The sequence below is a fragment of the Chryseobacterium sp. UNC8MFCol genome, assembly GCF_000482305.1.
GTDB lineage: Bacteria > Bacteroidota > Bacteroidia > Flavobacteriales > Weeksellaceae > Chryseobacterium > Chryseobacterium indologenes.
This window is the reverse complement of sequence record NZ_KI535290.1, coordinates 484738-499888: the sequence shown is the minus strand read 5'-3', so window position 1 is coordinate 499888 and position 15151 is coordinate 484738. Positions and strand designations below refer to the sequence as shown.

At 38.0% G+C, this 15151-nt stretch carries 14 protein-coding genes and 1 riboswitch; of the genes, 4 read left to right on the top strand and 10 right to left on the bottom strand.

Going from position 1 to position 15151, the window contains the following annotated elements:
- Positions 1 to 4: 4 nt before the first annotated feature.
- The 4 genes from M030_RS0116615 to M030_RS0116600 form a co-directional block, all read right to left on the bottom strand.
- Positions 5 to 661, bottom strand: a complete 657-nt coding sequence (locus M030_RS0116615; RefSeq protein ID WP_027374531.1) for a succinate dehydrogenase cytochrome b subunit — start codon at positions 659 to 661, stop codon at positions 5 to 7.
- 16 nt (positions 662 to 677) lie between these two features.
- Positions 678 to 2108, bottom strand: coding sequence for an anion permease (locus M030_RS0116610; RefSeq protein ID WP_027374530.1), 1431 nt, complete (start codon positions 2106 to 2108; stop codon positions 678 to 680).
- A 20-nt stretch (positions 2109 to 2128) separates the two neighbouring features.
- Positions 2129 to 3295, bottom strand: coding sequence for a porin (locus M030_RS0116605; protein WP_027374529.1), 1167 nt, complete (start codon positions 3293 to 3295; stop codon positions 2129 to 2131).
- A 181-nt stretch (positions 3296 to 3476) separates the two neighbouring features.
- Positions 3477 to 4526, bottom strand: a complete 1050-nt coding sequence (locus tag M030_RS0116600) for a linear amide C-N hydrolase (RefSeq protein ID WP_027374528.1) — start codon at positions 4524 to 4526, stop codon at positions 3477 to 3479.
- Positions 4527 to 4876: 350 nt separating this feature from the next.
- Between M030_RS0116600 and M030_RS0116595 the strand changes: the two genes are divergently transcribed.
- The 3 genes from M030_RS0116595 (at position 4877) to M030_RS0116585 (ending at position 8714) form a co-directional block, all read left to right on the top strand.
- Positions 4877 to 7099, top strand: coding sequence for an ATP-binding protein (locus M030_RS0116595; RefSeq protein WP_228375260.1), 2223 nt, complete (start codon positions 4877 to 4879; stop codon positions 7097 to 7099).
- Between the two features lie 20 nt (positions 7100 to 7119).
- Positions 7120 to 7671, top strand: coding sequence for a biliverdin-producing heme oxygenase (locus M030_RS0116590; RefSeq protein WP_027374526.1), 552 nt, complete (start codon positions 7120 to 7122; stop codon positions 7669 to 7671).
- Positions 7672 to 7787: 116 nt separating this feature from the next.
- Positions 7788 to 8714: a malate dehydrogenase gene (locus tag M030_RS0116585; RefSeq protein WP_027374525.1), complete on the top strand. Its 927-nt coding sequence runs from the start codon at positions 7788 to 7790 to the stop codon at positions 8712 to 8714.
- 104 nt (positions 8715 to 8818) lie between these two features.
- On the opposite strand, the gene M030_RS0116580 is transcribed toward M030_RS0116585, so the two are convergent.
- The 6 genes from M030_RS0116580 to M030_RS0116550 form a co-directional block, all read right to left on the bottom strand.
- Positions 8819 to 9733 carry an alpha/beta fold hydrolase gene (locus M030_RS0116580; protein WP_027374524.1) on the bottom strand — a complete coding sequence of 305 codons (915 nt, stop codon included), beginning with the start codon at positions 9731 to 9733 and terminating at the stop codon, positions 8819 to 8821.
- Between the two features lie 395 nt (positions 9734 to 10128).
- The gene (locus M030_RS25040; RefSeq protein WP_051585127.1) at positions 10129 to 10677 is read right to left on the bottom strand and encodes a putative glycolipid-binding domain-containing protein; all 549 of its coding nucleotides are present in this window, start codon (positions 10675 to 10677) and stop codon (positions 10129 to 10131) included.
- Positions 10678 to 10708: 31 nt separating this feature from the next.
- The gene (locus tag M030_RS0116565) at positions 10709 to 11281 is read right to left on the bottom strand and encodes a Crp/Fnr family transcriptional regulator (RefSeq protein WP_027374523.1); all 573 of its coding nucleotides are present in this window, start codon (positions 11279 to 11281) and stop codon (positions 10709 to 10711) included.
- Between the two features lie 82 nt (positions 11282 to 11363).
- On the bottom strand, positions 11364 to 11900 hold the full coding sequence (locus tag M030_RS0116560; protein WP_027374522.1) for a GNAT family N-acetyltransferase: 537 nt from the start codon (positions 11898 to 11900) through the stop codon (positions 11364 to 11366).
- A 15-nt stretch (positions 11901 to 11915) separates the two neighbouring features.
- Positions 11916 to 12311, bottom strand: a complete 396-nt coding sequence (locus tag M030_RS0116555; protein WP_027374521.1) for a VOC family protein — start codon at positions 12309 to 12311, stop codon at positions 11916 to 11918.
- Positions 12312 to 12333: 22 nt separating this feature from the next.
- On the bottom strand, positions 12334 to 13110 hold the full coding sequence (locus M030_RS0116550) for a hypothetical protein (RefSeq protein ID WP_034722751.1): 777 nt from the start codon (positions 13108 to 13110) through the stop codon (positions 12334 to 12336).
- Between the two features lie 104 nt (positions 13111 to 13214).
- Here M030_RS0116550 and pafA point away from each other — a divergent pair, with 104 nt between their 5' ends.
- Complete coding sequence (pafA, locus tag M030_RS0116545) at positions 13215 to 14861, top strand: alkaline phosphatase PafA (RefSeq protein WP_027374519.1); 1647 nt, start codon at positions 13215 to 13217, stop codon at positions 14859 to 14861.
- Positions 14862 to 14970: 109 nt separating this feature from the next.
- A riboswitch (cobalamin riboswitch) is annotated at positions 14971 to 15149 on the top strand.
- Positions 15150 to 15151: the final 2 nt, after the last annotated feature.

Here is a 15151-nt window from a genome sequence, read left to right as displayed (position 1 = left end):
CTGTTTAATGATAAGTAAAGAATACATAAACGGGCATCAGGGCAAAACCTACACTGATGATGACGGAGTAGGCAATTCCTGTTATTTTAACCCATTTGACAAACTTTGGATGGTATAATCCCAATGTTCTTACCGCACTGTGAATTCCGTGAATCATGTGATAGCATAACGCAATCATGGAGATAACGTAAATGATCACATACCACCATTCTCTGAACACCGTTACGACAAGAATGTATAAGTCTTTATTTCCGTTTTCATCCAATGGCGGGTTTCCGAACTTATAGATATACCAGAAATTCTGGAAGTGGATCACGAGGAAGATTAAAATTAATGTTCCCAGAATTCCCATATTACGGGAAGCCCATTGGCTGGCTCTTCCGCGTCTGTCATTCTGATAGCTTCCTCCTGATTTTCTGTTTTTTAAAGTAATCATTAATCCATCTACCGCATGCAGAATAATACTGGCATACAAAACATAGGACACGATCTTAATGATAATATTTCCTGATAAAAAGTGAGAATAGGCGTTGAACTGAAGATGTGCCTGTTCTTGCGGTAAAAATAACTGGAGATTTCCCAGAAAGTGAATCAGCAGGAAGAATCCCAGAAAGAGTCCCGTGAGACACATCAGCATTTTTCTTGACAATGTTGATAACATAGAGTTGATTTAATAATTAATAATATCCTAAAACTTTCATCCACAATCCTCCTACAACCATGTAGATAATTAATAATACAATCCCGATTTCAAGACCTCTGAGCCACCAGGCTTTGAGATCAACATATCCGCTTCCGAAGAATACCGGTGCCGGGCCGTGTCCGTAATGGGTGAGAACCCCATAAATTGAACCCATGAAACCCAGCATCATTGCCAGTAACATAGGAGGAATTCCTAAAGAAACTCCCACGCCTAACAAGGCTGCATACATAGCCGCTACGTGAGCTGTAGCACTTGCAAAAATATAGTGACTGAAAAAATAGACAACAATAATCACCGGGAAAGCTACCTGCCAGCTCAGGCCACCGATCTGGACCTTGATAAGGTTACTGAACCAGCCGATAAAGCCCAGTTCATTTAAAGAGCTTGCCATCATCACAAGAACAGCAAACCAAACGATGGTATCCCATGCTCCTTTTTCACCCTTTACATCTTCCCATGTTAATACTGATGTTAATAACAATAAGGTTAATCCGATGAAAGCTGTCGTTGTAGCATCAATAGAAAGAGCGCCTCCAAATATCCAAAGAGCCAGAAGGATAAAAAATGCCAATAGCATCAACCATTCATTTCTTGAAATAGGACCCATTTCTTTTAATTTCTGGGCGGCCATTTTGGGAGCGTCCCCTGTTTTTTTCAATTCAGGCGGATACAATTTGTATAAAACCAAAGGAACGATAAAGAAAGCAACCGCTCCGGGGATAAAACCGGCAGCAGCCCATGACATCCAGGTAATATCAATGCCAAGGTTGGCCGCAAACTTCTGGCACATCGGGTTACTCGCAGTCCCTGTCAGGAACATGGAAGAAGCGATGAGGTTCATGTAATAACTGTTCAGCGTTAAAAAAGAACCTAATTTTCTGTGGGTTTCCGGTTTTTCCGGAACAGAGTCGAAGCTGATGGCCATAGATTTCATAATAGGATAGATGATACCTCCGCCTCTGGCCGTATTACTTGGAATAGCCGGTGCAAGACATACATCTGCCAGTCCTAATCCGTATGCCAGTCCCAATGAACTTTTACCAAAAACTCTGATAAATAAAAAGGCAATACGGTTTCCCAGACCTGTTTTGATAAATCCTCTGGCAATAAAGAATGAGATCCCGATGAGCCAGATGACTTTATCTCCAAATCCGGAAAGCGCTTTTGTGATTGATTTTCCTGCATCTCCGGGAGCAACCACCTGCGTTAATGCTGTGAATCCTATGGCCATCATACACATGGTGCCCATAGGGGCGGCTTTTAAAATAATTCCTAAAATGGTCGCGGCAAAGATGGCAAACAAATGCCAGGCATTCCCGGCAACACCTTCCGGAGCAGGAATGAACCATATAATCAATGCAACGACGAATGTGATCGCTACATTTTTAATATTAATTTCTTTCATGATACTTTCTATTTATTCTGTTAAAATCTACTTTGCACCTGCACAATGAATAGATTGTTATTATATTGTGATGTATTGTCTACCTGATGCTTGTATCGGTCAAATTGTACTCCCAGCTGAATTCTCGCTCCGTAATTTTTCAGGAATTCCAATCCGAACATCGGGGTAATGGTTTGTCTGGGGTTGGACGCCATTCTGAAATTGGTGTCAAGATATTCGTACCGGCAGGAAAGCTCGAAGGCACTCAAATTTTTATGATTGATTTCATATCTGAGATTCGGAAGAAAGTATACCCCGCGAATCAGATACTGGTCAGGATTGGAAGGCCGTATTTCCGGATCAATGGAATTGTACAGGACGTGATTGGTCGCCTGTTTGGCTTCCAGCTGCATATCAAGGCTCCATTTGGGATCAAAGTGAATCAGTGAGCTCAGGTCAACACCCAGGGCATATACTTTTTTGCTAAATACTTCCCCGATACCACCATTCAGGCCGACATTGAAATTGTATTTTTTAGACAATCCGAAAACCAATCTGGTAGAATATTGTTTTCCGTTGTCATTATCATTGATCTGGTTTTTCCCGTTTCCGTTCACCACAGAGACAGCATATTGAAATGGAATTTCTCCGAGCTGAAGCTGCCCTGTGGCAGACATCCCGATCTGGAAGCTTGTCCAGCCCAGTTTTCCGAATTCTGTATATTGATTAGACCAGTCTAAAGATTTAATAATGTCAATAGGATAAGTTTCTTCAATTCCGAACCAGGGTCTGAATTGTCCAACAGTCAATGCCAACTTGGGACTGAAGGTATATTTTAAATAAGCATTTTCAAGAACCCTGCTTTTAGGATCATTTTTAAAATCAGCAAGGTTTGCCAGTACTACCACTTCGGTACGTTTGCTGATCTGTGCACGCACCTGAACCCTCATGTATTTAAGCATGAAATTATTATCCGTCCCGGAACCATCCGTGTGGTGAAGTCCGTTCACGTCAACATCCTTGCTCATTCCTACGAGATAACGTGCCTGAAAAAGCCCTTTGATCTGCAGTTGCGGATATTTAATGTTGTCTTCTTCCTGTTTGGGAGGCTGGGTTTGAAGAGAATCCTGATTCTGTGCATGTGCTGACAACCAGCAGAAAAAAATGCATAGGAGCAGGCTTCTCTTTTTGAATGAAAAAAAGGCCATATCTTTTTGTTTATTTGTATAGTTTGAATTTTATTTTACTGTAAAAGCCTTACTTGTTGTGTAGCGTCAGTTCATAAAATGGAAATACCCACAAGGTCATCAGCATTGATTCACAGTTTCCCTATCGCTTAAAAAATAAATTAAGTGCTTCGGGTTTTTTAAAACTTTTGCGGTTGATATCTTAGTTTAAGCCTAAGAATTTGAATGGGACGGATTCCTTAAAATCCTGATTAGATTTCCCGTTATAAGTGCGGTTGTTACTCAAATCCAGTTTCATCACCTTTCCTTTAGCGCTTAAATCAAAATCTTTAAGATCTACCCAGAATGTATTCGGGGTAAAGACGGTTTCAAAATAATACACCAGATTTTTCTGATCCGAAACAGAGCGCCATCTTGTAGAAGAGATGTTAGGTTCTGTTGCCGAAGTAATACCATAAGGTACGGAACAGTTTCTGATCACACTGAATACACTGGCTACGGCAGTACGAGTATCTGCGGTTTGCGGGATGGCATTGATATAGTAGGATGCTCTTACAAAACGGTCTGCTGCGCGGTTAGTCCCTGGAAGCATAACCGTTCCCGGAATTCCTTTCCAATAATTGTTCAGAGCTAGTTGCTCTTCGAAAATAGGGGAGTTGGTCATTACCGTATATGAGGGATCATGGTGAATAACCAGTTTTCCATTGATATACTCAAATACGGCGTTATCTCCGGTAGCATCAGAAATGGATAGGTGAATGGTTGTAAATCTTTCGGTTCCGGGAATATAATCACTTACTATTACAAATGGTTCTTTTCTGGAAAATTCAACTGCCTCTTTTACGGTAGCAAAATTATCGAGATAATATTGAGCCCATAGTGAGATGGCCAGTCCTTTTTTACTTCCTTTGGGGTCATATTTCGGATATTGAGATTCACCGAGCCAGAGTAAATTAGCAACCAGTCCTTTTTCATTCATTCCGTCTGCTGAAGCGATATCCCATGACGAACTGATAAGGCTTCCGTACTTGGAGGTCCATTTTACAGATTTCGGACCTGTTTCTCCTGTACGGTCTATTCCTTTTGGAAAAACCCACAGGTTGGCAGGGATTTCGTCACGCCAGTCCATAGAACGGGCTGTGATAACGGTGTTTTGTGGACCTTTGTAAACGACGCGGGTACAGGCTTCTGACGGATTCCATAATCCTACAGAGAGAATCAAAGAAAATAAAATTAATGGGAACTTTTTCATAATAGTATTATTTGAATTTTAAATTTATATTGAATTTTATTGTGAATAATTCATTGGAATTGTAATCATATTCATTATTTGGTGATATAAATTTAGCAAAATTCACTTTAATATCATAATTAAATTACCGTATATTATGTATTTCATGTTATGAATCATGGTTAATATAGAAAGATTTTTATTATCCGATTTTTTTTCGTATATTTTAAAAATGTCGCAGTAAAATGAGTGAAAAACAGAGAATGTTTTAACATAATTTTGATGAGACCTATCGGGGGAATAAGCAGTGGCATGGGCCTGCAGAATTTAAAATACCACAAAGTAAAAAGCTGTCTAAAAAAACACTATATTTGATAGATAGACTGAAGAGAAATATGAATTTTGTAGAATGCCATGAAGAGCCCATCCATATTCCCGGGTATATACAAAGTTTTGGTTATTTGATTGGCATTGATGCGGAATCCCGTTCCATTACTTTTTTCAGCAGGAATATTTCGGATATTTTTAAAATCGATAGTATGGAAAAACTTTTCGACAGGGAGCTTACAGACTTTCCGGAAAGCTTTCAGAGCATTATCGATTCGGATATTTACACTTCATTGGAAAGGTTTACCAGAAGAGAAAATGAGACCTATTTTGACAAAATTTTTATTGATGAAGAAGAGTATCATTTTTCTGTTTTTAAAAACGGTCCCTATATTTTCCTTGAATTCGAGAAAGTCCTGATGAATCCTGATAAGAGGATTTCCAATAAGTACGATAACTTTTATATCATAGATAACGAACAGGACCTGTGGAACCATTTACTGGAAACATTATCAAGAGTGGTGAACTATGACCGGATGATGGTGTATAAATTTATGATGGACGGTTCCGGAAAAGTGATCGCAGAGAGAACAAATGAGAATATGGAGAGCTTTTTAGGCCTTCATTATCCTGAATCGGATATTCCCAAACAGGCGAGAGAGCTTTACCTTAAAAAGAGAAAAAGAATATTCAGTAATGTAGATGCGGAGCCCGTTCCGTTGTTAAGTAAAACAAAAGATCCCATCGACCTTACTTTTTCGGGGGCAAGAAGTATGTCACCCGTACATATGCAATATCTTAAAAATTCGGGTGTGTCTTCGAGCTTCAGTGTTTCCATTATCATTGATGATCATCTCTGGGGATTGGTTACCTGCCAGAATATCCGACCTAAACATATTGATCTTGAAGATAGGGTACAGGCAGGGATATTTACCACGCTGGCTGCGAATGCCTACTCTTCCTTTAAATCTAAAAGCGAACTGCATTACCGTCTTGAGCTGAATGAGAAATTATCTCAGATGAAAACGGAATTTTTAAAGCATAATAATTTATTGGATTCTCTGTTTGAAAATAAAGCTCAGATTAAACAATTGCCTGAATCTGATGGTCTAGCGATCGTTTCAGATGAAAGCATCGTGATGGAAGGTACGACACCGCGACCGGAAACTATTGCAAAAATCGTACAATGGGCATTGGAGAATACGAGAGAACGCATATATATCAGCCGAAGTTTTCTTAAAGATCACGGTGAAGAATTAGGATTATCTGACAATGCGGCGGGAATTATTATCTACTTTATTGAACGGGAAAAACATGAAATGCTGATCTGGTTCAGAAAAGAATTTGATGAGCATATTAACTGGGCTGGTAATCCTGAAAAAAATATAGAGGTATTCTCTCAAAACGGAGAGAACAGACAAATGGTTTCGCCAAGAAGCTCCTTCAGAATTTTCACTGAGAATATCAAAGGGCATTCCAAGCGATGGAATTCCAGAAATATAAGTGCTGTACAGGCTATCAGGGATTTGATTCTTGAGACTTCCCATAAAAACTATAATGCGATCAAAAGGCTTAATGATGAACTTAAAAAAGTAAACGAGGAACTCGACAGTTTTTCGTATACCATATCTCATGATTTAGGTACACCTTTAACAGTCATGAAGCTAAATGCTCAGATGCTGTTGAAAAATCTGACCGACGGTTCTGAAAAAAGCAAAACCAAAATCAATACTATTATCGAGGAAATCGACAATATGGCTGAAATGATGCAGGATGTATTGCAGCTAAGCCGTGCGAAACATAGTGAAATAGAACTTGAAAATCTTAAAACAGCCCATACCATTCAAAAGATTTCCGAAAACGCAAAAATGACGTACGGAAGTTCGAAGACTGAGATCATCATTAAAGAATGCCCGGATGTGATGGCTGATAAAACCATGCTTCACCAGGTATTTTTAAATATCATCAATAATGCCGTAAAATATTCTTCCCACAAGGAAATGCCTAAAGTTCATATTGAAGGAACGGAGGATGGTCAAACCATTATCTACAGAATTTCGGACAACGGAATCGGTATTCCTGCAGAGGAAAAGCATAAGATGTTTAAAATCTTCAACAGGATGGATAATGCCAAGAAATTTAAGGGTAATGGAGTAGGGTTGTCTATCGTTCACCGGATCATGAAAAGATTAGGTGGAAATGTAGATTATGAGAGTAATATTGAGGGAACTTCTTTCATTTTAACGTTTAAAAAGCCTTACATTTGAGAAACTTTTAAAACGTTATTATGGTATCAGAATATCTTAAACAAAATACAGCAGACTATCACGATGCAGCAGAAAAGCTTTTTAATTCTGAAAAGATTTTTAATAAAACCTTCACACTGGAAGACTACAAAAAAATTATCCATACCAATTATCTGATGCTTCTTCACAGTGAAGATAAAATATTTACCAGCCTTTCGGACAAATATGCTGAAAAACTTCAGCTGGATAACAGAAAGAAACTTTCTCTCATTGAAAAGGATCTTGAAAGCCTTTCCCTGAAAAACCAAACAGCATCTCATCCTCTTGAGTTTGAAAATGAGCATGAAGCTTTAGGAGCAATGTATGTCATCGAAGGTTCTACACTCGGTGGAAACGTCATTGCCAAGCAGCTGTCAAAAACGGAAGGTTTTGATGAGGTAAGTTTTAATTTTTTCGGTTGCTACCAGGAGAATACAGGTCCGATGTGGAAGAATTTTAAGGAAGTACTGGATACTGAAGTGGCAGAAGAAAACTATCCTCAAGTGCTTTCAGGTGCGAAAAAACTTTATACGTTTTTGCTAAACGTTAACTAATTTATTTTAATTCTAATTAAATTTCTGAAAAATTGCGCATTTTTTCAGGAATTGTTAAATTTGGGGAGTTTCAAAATAAAACTTAACTAACAAATAATAATTTAAAAAGTAACAATATGAAAGTAACTGTAGTAGGAGCAGGCGCTGTAGGAGCAAGCTGTGCAGAATACATCGCAATGAAGAACTTCTGTTCAGAAGTAGTTTTGGTAGATATCAAAGAAGGTTTTGCTGAAGGTAAAGCAATGGATTTGATGCAAACTGCGTCTCTTAACGGATTCGATACAAAAATTACCGGAACAACAGGAGATTACAGCAAAACTGCAGGTTCTCATGTGGCAGTAATCACTTCAGGTATTCCAAGAAAACCAGGAATGACAAGAGAAGAGCTGATCGGTATCAATGCAGGTATCGTGAAAGAAGTTACTGAAAACTTAGTAAAACATTCTCCCGAAGTAATCATCATCGTGGTTTCTAATCCAATGGATACAATGGCTTATCTTGTTCATAAAACTTCAGGTCTTCCTAAGCACAAAATCATCGGCATGGGTGGTGCGTTAGACTCTGCAAGGTTTAAATACAGATTGGCTGAAGCATTGGAATCTCCGATTTCTGATGTTGACGGAATGGTAATCGCAGCACACAGTGATACAGGTATGCTTCCATTATTAAGCAAAGCGACAAGAAACGGAGTTCCTGTAACTGAATTCTTAGACGATGCGCAACAAAAATATGTAATCGAAGAAACAAAAGTAGGTGGAGCAACACTTACAAAATTATTAGGAACTTCTGCATGGTATGCACCGGGTGCCGCTGTTTCTGTAATGGTTCAGGCAATTGCATGCGACCAGAAAAAGATGATTCCTTGTTCTTTAATGCTTGAAGGAGAATACGGTCAAAACGATATCTGCTTAGGAGTTCCAGCGATCATCGGAGCAAACGGAGTAGAGAAAATCGTGAACGTTACTTTAACGGCTGAAGAGCAATTGAAATTCTCTGAAGCTGCCAATGCAGTAAGAGAAGTGAATGGAGATCTGAAATTCTAATGTATTGGATTTTTATATAAATGAAAACCGTGCCCGTAGGGCGCGGTTTTTTTAGTTTCGGCGCGGCCTTTGGCCGCGCCGAAACTATTATAAGTAGTTATTTTCTATTGTATTCCGCGTACAAAACTCATAATGGCGTTCACAAATTTCTTATTCTTTTCATAGTACAAAAGATGTCCGCCATCTATAGCGATCACTTTCTGATGAGGAAACCGAAATGTCTTATAATGCTGGGTACCGACAGCTTTATCTTTTTTTCCTGTAATTATCAGGACCGGAACCCTGATGTCCTTGGTCATAGGTGTATAATCAGCATAATATTCAGGGAAATCTTTAGGTTGGGAGATCACCGCCATCCCAAAGTCGATAATCCGGGGATGCAGGGAGTCAATTTTATCCGATTGCTTGATCGTTTCAATATCATCGGTAAGAAATTTGTAACCGATTCTTTTCTTTCTTAATGCGGCACTTATTTTGGAAAGCTCGGTGGAAAGGCTGTCTTGTGGGATAACCCTGCTTTTTTGTTGCAGAAGACTGTTTCCATATTCAATCTGTTCTTTTACAGATTCGTGATTAAGGAAATGCAGTGTGACATTAGCAAGGATAAGCCCTTTGATATACTGGGGATACTTTTTTGCATAATTGACGGCGATGATTCCTCCGAAAGAATGGGCTAATAGAAAAACTTTATTTAATTGAAGATGTTGCCTGAGTTCTTCAATGTCCTGAACCATTTTTTCAAGATGATAGTTTACTGAGGTTCCGGATTTTCCGGATCCGCGTTGATCCATATAAACCATTTTCAGTTCTTTTTCCAGGCTGCTGCCTCCCATCAGTTCAAAAGATGGATAGCCTTGCCCGGGACCACCGGGAACATAGATGCACGCCTCTCCTTTTCCGGAGATCTTATATTTTATTTTGACATGGTCGGAAGTTTCAAAAAAAGCTCCGTCTTCTTTACTCTGCGCTGAAATGACCATCAGAGAACCGAATAAAAAAATGAATATATAGGCTTTCATATCCTATATAACAGTTGTAAGTGATTGTTTATTACGTTTTATCCGATCTTTTTCACGGAAGCAGTTTTCATCTGCGCAATCCATAAGTTCGCTCAACATAAGATTCTGATAGTATCTGATCTCTGTTTTTCTTCTTCGGTCCAGGCTTCAAAATCAAATATTTGTTTTCGAGCTTCTGAAAGTGACAGGTGTTAATTATACTGTGAAAAAGCAGTGCATCGTAAAAAAGATACTATTTTCTTTTAGTTCTTTTAATTTATCAGAGAGCTCTTGTCTATTTTGGGGTTTAAAGGCAAAAGCAGATGCCCTGATTTTATCAACAGTCATATTTAATTAACACCTATAGTAAAAACGGATACACATCCGGCAGTAGATTGATGTGTTGTTGTTTTCCGCTATAACACGGCAATTTTTTTAAACAGTTGGTGATATTCAGTTACCAATCCTTCTTCGTCAAACAGAACATTGGCTTTAAAATCGTTTTCGAGATTTTCATAAAGATAGTTGTTGCCATTTTTCCGGGTGTATTGTTGCTGTACAGGTCTGATGTTATTGTTTAAAATATCAATATAAATTACGTCGATTACCCGGGAAGTATTTTCCTGTAACTGGAGGTTATTTACCGGTAATGTATTTGTAAAAGGGGTTAATGAAATATCAATAAATGTGAAATCTTTAAAATCTGGATCAATTACGGTATTGATTTCCCATTCATCATGGAGCTTTCTGCCGGTTATCTTATTTTTTATGGTGTTGATTTCAGATTCAATCATGAATTCTAAGATTTTCCAGTCTTTATCAATAGCGAGTTTATAGTTTACCGTATATAGATAATCCTGATAGCAACCTATAATTGTAGATTCTACCGTATAATCCTCACGCTTTCTGAGAGTAAAATATTCCAGAGATTCATAGGCGATCCCTTTCCATATTAATGTTTTCATTTTTGTAATTTTAATGTGTAGTTAGGCTCACTTAGTTAGAAATCCGTCGTTTCCTTATCCTGCTTAGTGTTTCTCTTGCCACTCCCAGGAAAGAGGCAAGTTGAGAAAGTGATACGCGCTGTATCATCTCCGGATAATTTTTTTCCAGATATTCCAACCTTTCCTGTGCGGTGTATAGTTTAAAAAGATTGGAAAATTCTTCCTGTTTCGAAGCGAATGTGCGGATGCAATGACGCCCTGACGCTTCTATTTCAGGAGATTGACCTGCTGCTTCAAACAGCTTTTCTTTATCAAAAACAATGGCTTGTAAAGGCTCACAAGCTATCATATTAAACTCAGACCTTTGTCCGCTTCCAAAGCTGTTGATATTGGTTGCTATTTCATTCTCAAAGAAAAAACCGGTATTTTTAGAAACGCCGTTTACTTCATAATAACTCTTGCAAAACCCGCGATCGATGTAAAATAAGGAAGAACAAATCTCACCCTCCTTAAGCATCATTTCATTTTTTTTGTATGTTCTTTTAGAAAGAACAGGCTGGAGTAAATACCAGCTTTCGTCGGAAAATTTTGTAAGAGAGCGGAGGTACGTAAGGAGATTTTCCATAATTAAATAATGAATGATTACTAAAGACACTTTTTGGTGTTTTAATTTAAAAAACAGTTGATATTATGATCATATTAAAACTTTACTCCACATCCAGGCTCATAAACAATGCGATCTCATCTGAGTTTTCGTATAATCTGGTATTGAGCCCGGTAATATTAAAACCCATTCTTCTGTAAAATTGTATGGCGGGATAGTTGGTATTCTGGGTTTCAAGCTCAATGACCCGGGAGTTAAGGCGTCTGGCTTCCCTGATTGCGCTTTTTATCAACATGATGCCGGCTCCGTGTCTTCTGTATTTTTGATCAACCAGAATATTCTCGATATAAAAGCTGTTGTTCCAGGCTCTTTGTTCACAGATTATCCAGCCAATAATTTCATCATCAATGTAGGCCGCAAAAGACTGTCCTTTTTCAATAATCTTATTCAGATCCTTGAAATCTTCGTCGCTGGTTTCCCATAATTTGGAATAAGACAAAGGTTTTTCTTTAACTACAAATTCAAAAGAGCCGGAGAATTCGATAGAAGAAACGGTGTAGATCTTTTCAGTAGTATAGCCGTTGTGGCCCCAGTTTATACTTGGGTCGGAGATCAGTTTCAGAAGTCTTTTTATTTCCATAAAGTATTGAATGTATTATATAGAAGTACAGATTTCTATAAGATAATTGTTGGGATCTTTAATATAAGCTGTTTTTTGACCCCATGGTTTTACAGCGATATTTTCATATAAAACAGCTCCGTTTTTAATTGCTTTTTCCACCAATTCTTCTACATGATCAGTTGTGAACCCTAATTCTATTCCAAAGGGTTTTGTTTCTGCTTTAGAGGATAAAAAACCTTGTTTCACATTGGATGAAGCCAGATCAACGGAAGCGAAAGAAAGACTCGTCTCTCCGGTTGACAGCTCTCCATAGTCTTTTTCAGGGGTGATGAATTTTATTTCGGCTTCAAAAGTATTTTTATAGAAATTCATAGATTGTTCTACATCTTCTACATACAGGATTACATATTTGAATTGAATCTTAGCCATGGGTTTTGAATATTAATTATTGTTAATTTAAAATATAATTTTCATCCTGCATCAGTTCAACATGAGGTCCGTTACGGGGATAATAGGGCATCCCGCCAAAATGGCCAAACTGAAGCTGAAATTTCTGGGAAAGATTTCTTACTTTGCTTCCCAGTGAATTGACATCAACGTGCTGAATACGATCTTTATACTGTCTGCCATTGGTGAAAAATAACATCAGATTACACTGATCTTTAAATTCATACGTATTGTAATAAAAAACACTGATATTTTCTTCTTTACAAATAGACGTCAGAGCATGAAGCATATCTCTCTTTGATGATAAAGGAAGATTACAGTCAATCCTGACGGAAAGTACTTCTGCATTGTCTTTTTTTAAGTCTGAGCCTACAATCTGGATAAAATTGTATTTAATATTTGTGAATGTAGTTTCGGCATGATAGGTTTTACTGGCCTTTGCTGTAAAAGGAGTACTGAAATCTATTGATATTGCATGCTCGAGAATAAGCAATTCTTCGATTTCCAGAGCAAACTGAAAGCAGTAATCAAACAGATGATAACCTCCTAATGTAATAACCAGCTGATTATCGTCACTACTCAAATGTAGAAATGCTTGTTTGTATTCTGTTTTAAGGATTTCCAGTTTTAGGATAAAGTCCTTGGGATTATTGACCTTAATTCTGGTGATCAGTTCTGCTGCATTATCAGCATGTCCTCCAATTCCTTCAAAAAATTTGAAAAATTTGAAATGGTATAAATTTTCAGGAAATTTAAAATACCAGTATACTCCTAAAATCATAGTAAAATCGCTTGATATATTGTAAAATATCAAAATTAAATAAAATTTCATACTCCAAAACTTTCAAAACCCTTAAATTTGTGACCAATAAAAATTTTACTTGGATGCTTAGGAACATTTCAATTGCGGCAGCTACTTTCTTGTCCGTAGTTACAATCAATGCACAGAAGAACAAAAACACTCAATTGGAAAGGCCAAAACTGGTCGTAGGTCTGGTAGTAGATCAGATGCGTTGGGACTATTTATACCGTTTTTATGGTAAATATGGAAATGACGGTTTTAAAAGACTACTGAATACCGGATATTCTCTGAATAACGTGCACATTCCTTATGTTCCTACGATTACAGCTTTGGGACATACATGTATTTATACGGGATCAGTACCTGCGATCCATGGAATTGCAGGAAATGACTGGACAGATAAAGAAACAGGTAAAGGAGTATATTGTACAGCAGATGAAGCCGTTCAGCCTGTAGGAACAACCAATACCAAAACAGGAAGCCACTCTCCAAAAAATCTTTGGTCTACCACTGTAACTGATGAATTGAGGCTGGCAACCAATTTCCAGGGAAAAGTAATCGGAGTTTCTTTAAAAGACCGTGCTTCTATCCTTCCAGCAGGACACACGCCCAACGGCGCCTTCTGGTTTGATGACAGTACCGGAAACTTTATTACCAGTACGTGGTATATGAATGATCTGCCTCAATGGGTAAAATCATTCAACTCACAGAATTTACCTGAAAAATTAGTGGCAAACGGATGGAATACCTTGCTTCCAATTAATCAATATACAGAAAGTGCTCCCGATAATTCTCCTTGGGAAGGATTGTTAGGAAGTGCCAAAACACCAACTTTCCCTTACAGCAATTTGCCGCAGGATTATCAGACCAAAAAAGACAACATCCGTTATACACCATTTGGAAATACATTGACCCTGAAATTGGCTGAAGCGTCAGTAGAAGGTGAAAAATTGGGAGGTGACAACATTACTGACTTTTTAGCAATTAACTTAGCTTCTACAGATTATGCCGGACATAAATTCGGTCCGAATTCTATTGAAGTAGAGGACGTTTATATCAGACTTGATCAGGATCTGGCAGAATTCTTCAAATATCTGGATTCAAAAGTTGGAAAAGGGGAGTATACTGTTTTCCTTTCTGCCGACCACGGAGGAGCACATTCTGTAGGTTTCCTTAAAGAGCATAAAATCCCGACCGGTTTCTTTGGAGAAGGAGCTGAAAAAAATATTAACCAAAAGTTAAAAGATAAATTCGGAGCTGATAAACTGATCAATGCTATCGATAACTATCAGATCTATTTTGACAGAAAAGTATTGGCAGACAATAAACTTGAATTGGATGACGTAAGAAACTTTGCCGTAAAAGAATTGGAAAAAGATCCTACCGTTTTATACGCTGTTTCTGTAGATAAAGTGCAGGAATCAAGTATTCCGGAGCCAATCAAACAAAGGATTATCAATGGAATCAACAGACAAAGGAGTGGTGATATTCAATTGATTTCACACGACTCTATGCTGCCTCCATATTCAAAAACAGGAACGACACACAGTGTATGGAACTCTTACGACTCTCATATTCCTTTGATCTTTATGGGATGGGGAGTACAACACGGAGAAAGTAACAAGGCTTATCATATGACAGATATTGCCCCTACTGTTTCTTCTCTGTTAAAGATCCAGTTTCCAAGTGGGAATGTCGGAAACCCGATTACAGAGGTTATCGGTAAATAAATTAATAAGATGTTTATTTTATAAAGGCTGCCTTCATTATGTGAAGGCAGCCTTTTTTCAGGGGTAATTATTCAGGAATTCTTCCTTTGGCCCAATACATTTAAAAAGCTATCTTTGCAAAAAATTTGGTTTCCAGCATATTGGAATGAAAAGGGAATCGGGTGTAACTCCCGGACTGTCCCCGCAACTGTAAATCGCAATAAAAATTTCTGTAAATAGCCACTGTGTAAAAACGGGAAGGTACAGAAAGCGAAAGTCAGGAGACCTGCCAGTTTTATAATCCAAACATA

What these genes read in the sequence shown, in the direction of transcription:
- M030_RS0116560 (WP_027374522.1), bottom strand. Translation starts at nt 11,900, where the DNA reads ATGGAAATAAAAAGACTTCTGAAACTGATCTCCGACCCAAGTATAAAC.
- M030_RS0116615 (WP_027374531.1), bottom strand. Translation starts at nt 661, where the DNA reads ATGTTATCAACATTGTCAAGAAAAATGCTGATGTGTCTCACGGGACTC.
- M030_RS0116600 (WP_027374528.1), bottom strand. Translation starts at nt 4,526, where the DNA reads ATGAAAAAGTTCCCATTAATTTTATTTTCTTTGATTCTCTCTGTAGGA.
- M030_RS0116610 (WP_027374530.1), bottom strand. Translation starts at nt 2,108, where the DNA reads ATGAAAGAAATTAATATTAAAAATGTAGCGATCACATTCGTCGTTGCA.
- M030_RS0116605 (WP_027374529.1), bottom strand. Translation starts at nt 3,295, where the DNA reads ATGGCCTTTTTTTCATTCAAAAAGAGAAGCCTGCTCCTATGCATTTTT.
- M030_RS25040 (WP_051585127.1), bottom strand. Translation starts at nt 10,677, where the DNA reads ATGAAAACATTAATATGGAAAGGGATCGCCTATGAATCTCTGGAATAT.
- M030_RS0116590 (WP_027374526.1), top strand. Translation starts at nt 7,120, where the DNA reads ATGGTATCAGAATATCTTAAACAAAATACAGCAGACTATCACGATGCA.
- M030_RS0116555 (WP_027374521.1), bottom strand. Translation starts at nt 12,311, where the DNA reads ATGGCTAAGATTCAATTCAAATATGTAATCCTGTATGTAGAAGATGTA.
- M030_RS0116565 (WP_027374523.1), bottom strand. Translation starts at nt 11,281, where the DNA reads ATGGAAAATCTCCTTACGTACCTCCGCTCTCTTACAAAATTTTCCGAC.
- pafA (WP_027374519.1), top strand. Translation starts at nt 13,215, where the DNA reads ATGCTTAGGAACATTTCAATTGCGGCAGCTACTTTCTTGTCCGTAGTT.
- M030_RS0116550 (WP_034722751.1), bottom strand. Translation starts at nt 13,110, where the DNA reads ATGATTTTAGGAGTATACTGGTATTTTAAATTTCCTGAAAATTTATAC.
- M030_RS0116580 (WP_027374524.1), bottom strand. Translation starts at nt 9,733, where the DNA reads ATGAAAGCCTATATATTCATTTTTTTATTCGGTTCTCTGATGGTCATT.
- M030_RS0116585 (WP_027374525.1), top strand. Translation starts at nt 7,788, where the DNA reads ATGAAAGTAACTGTAGTAGGAGCAGGCGCTGTAGGAGCAAGCTGTGCA.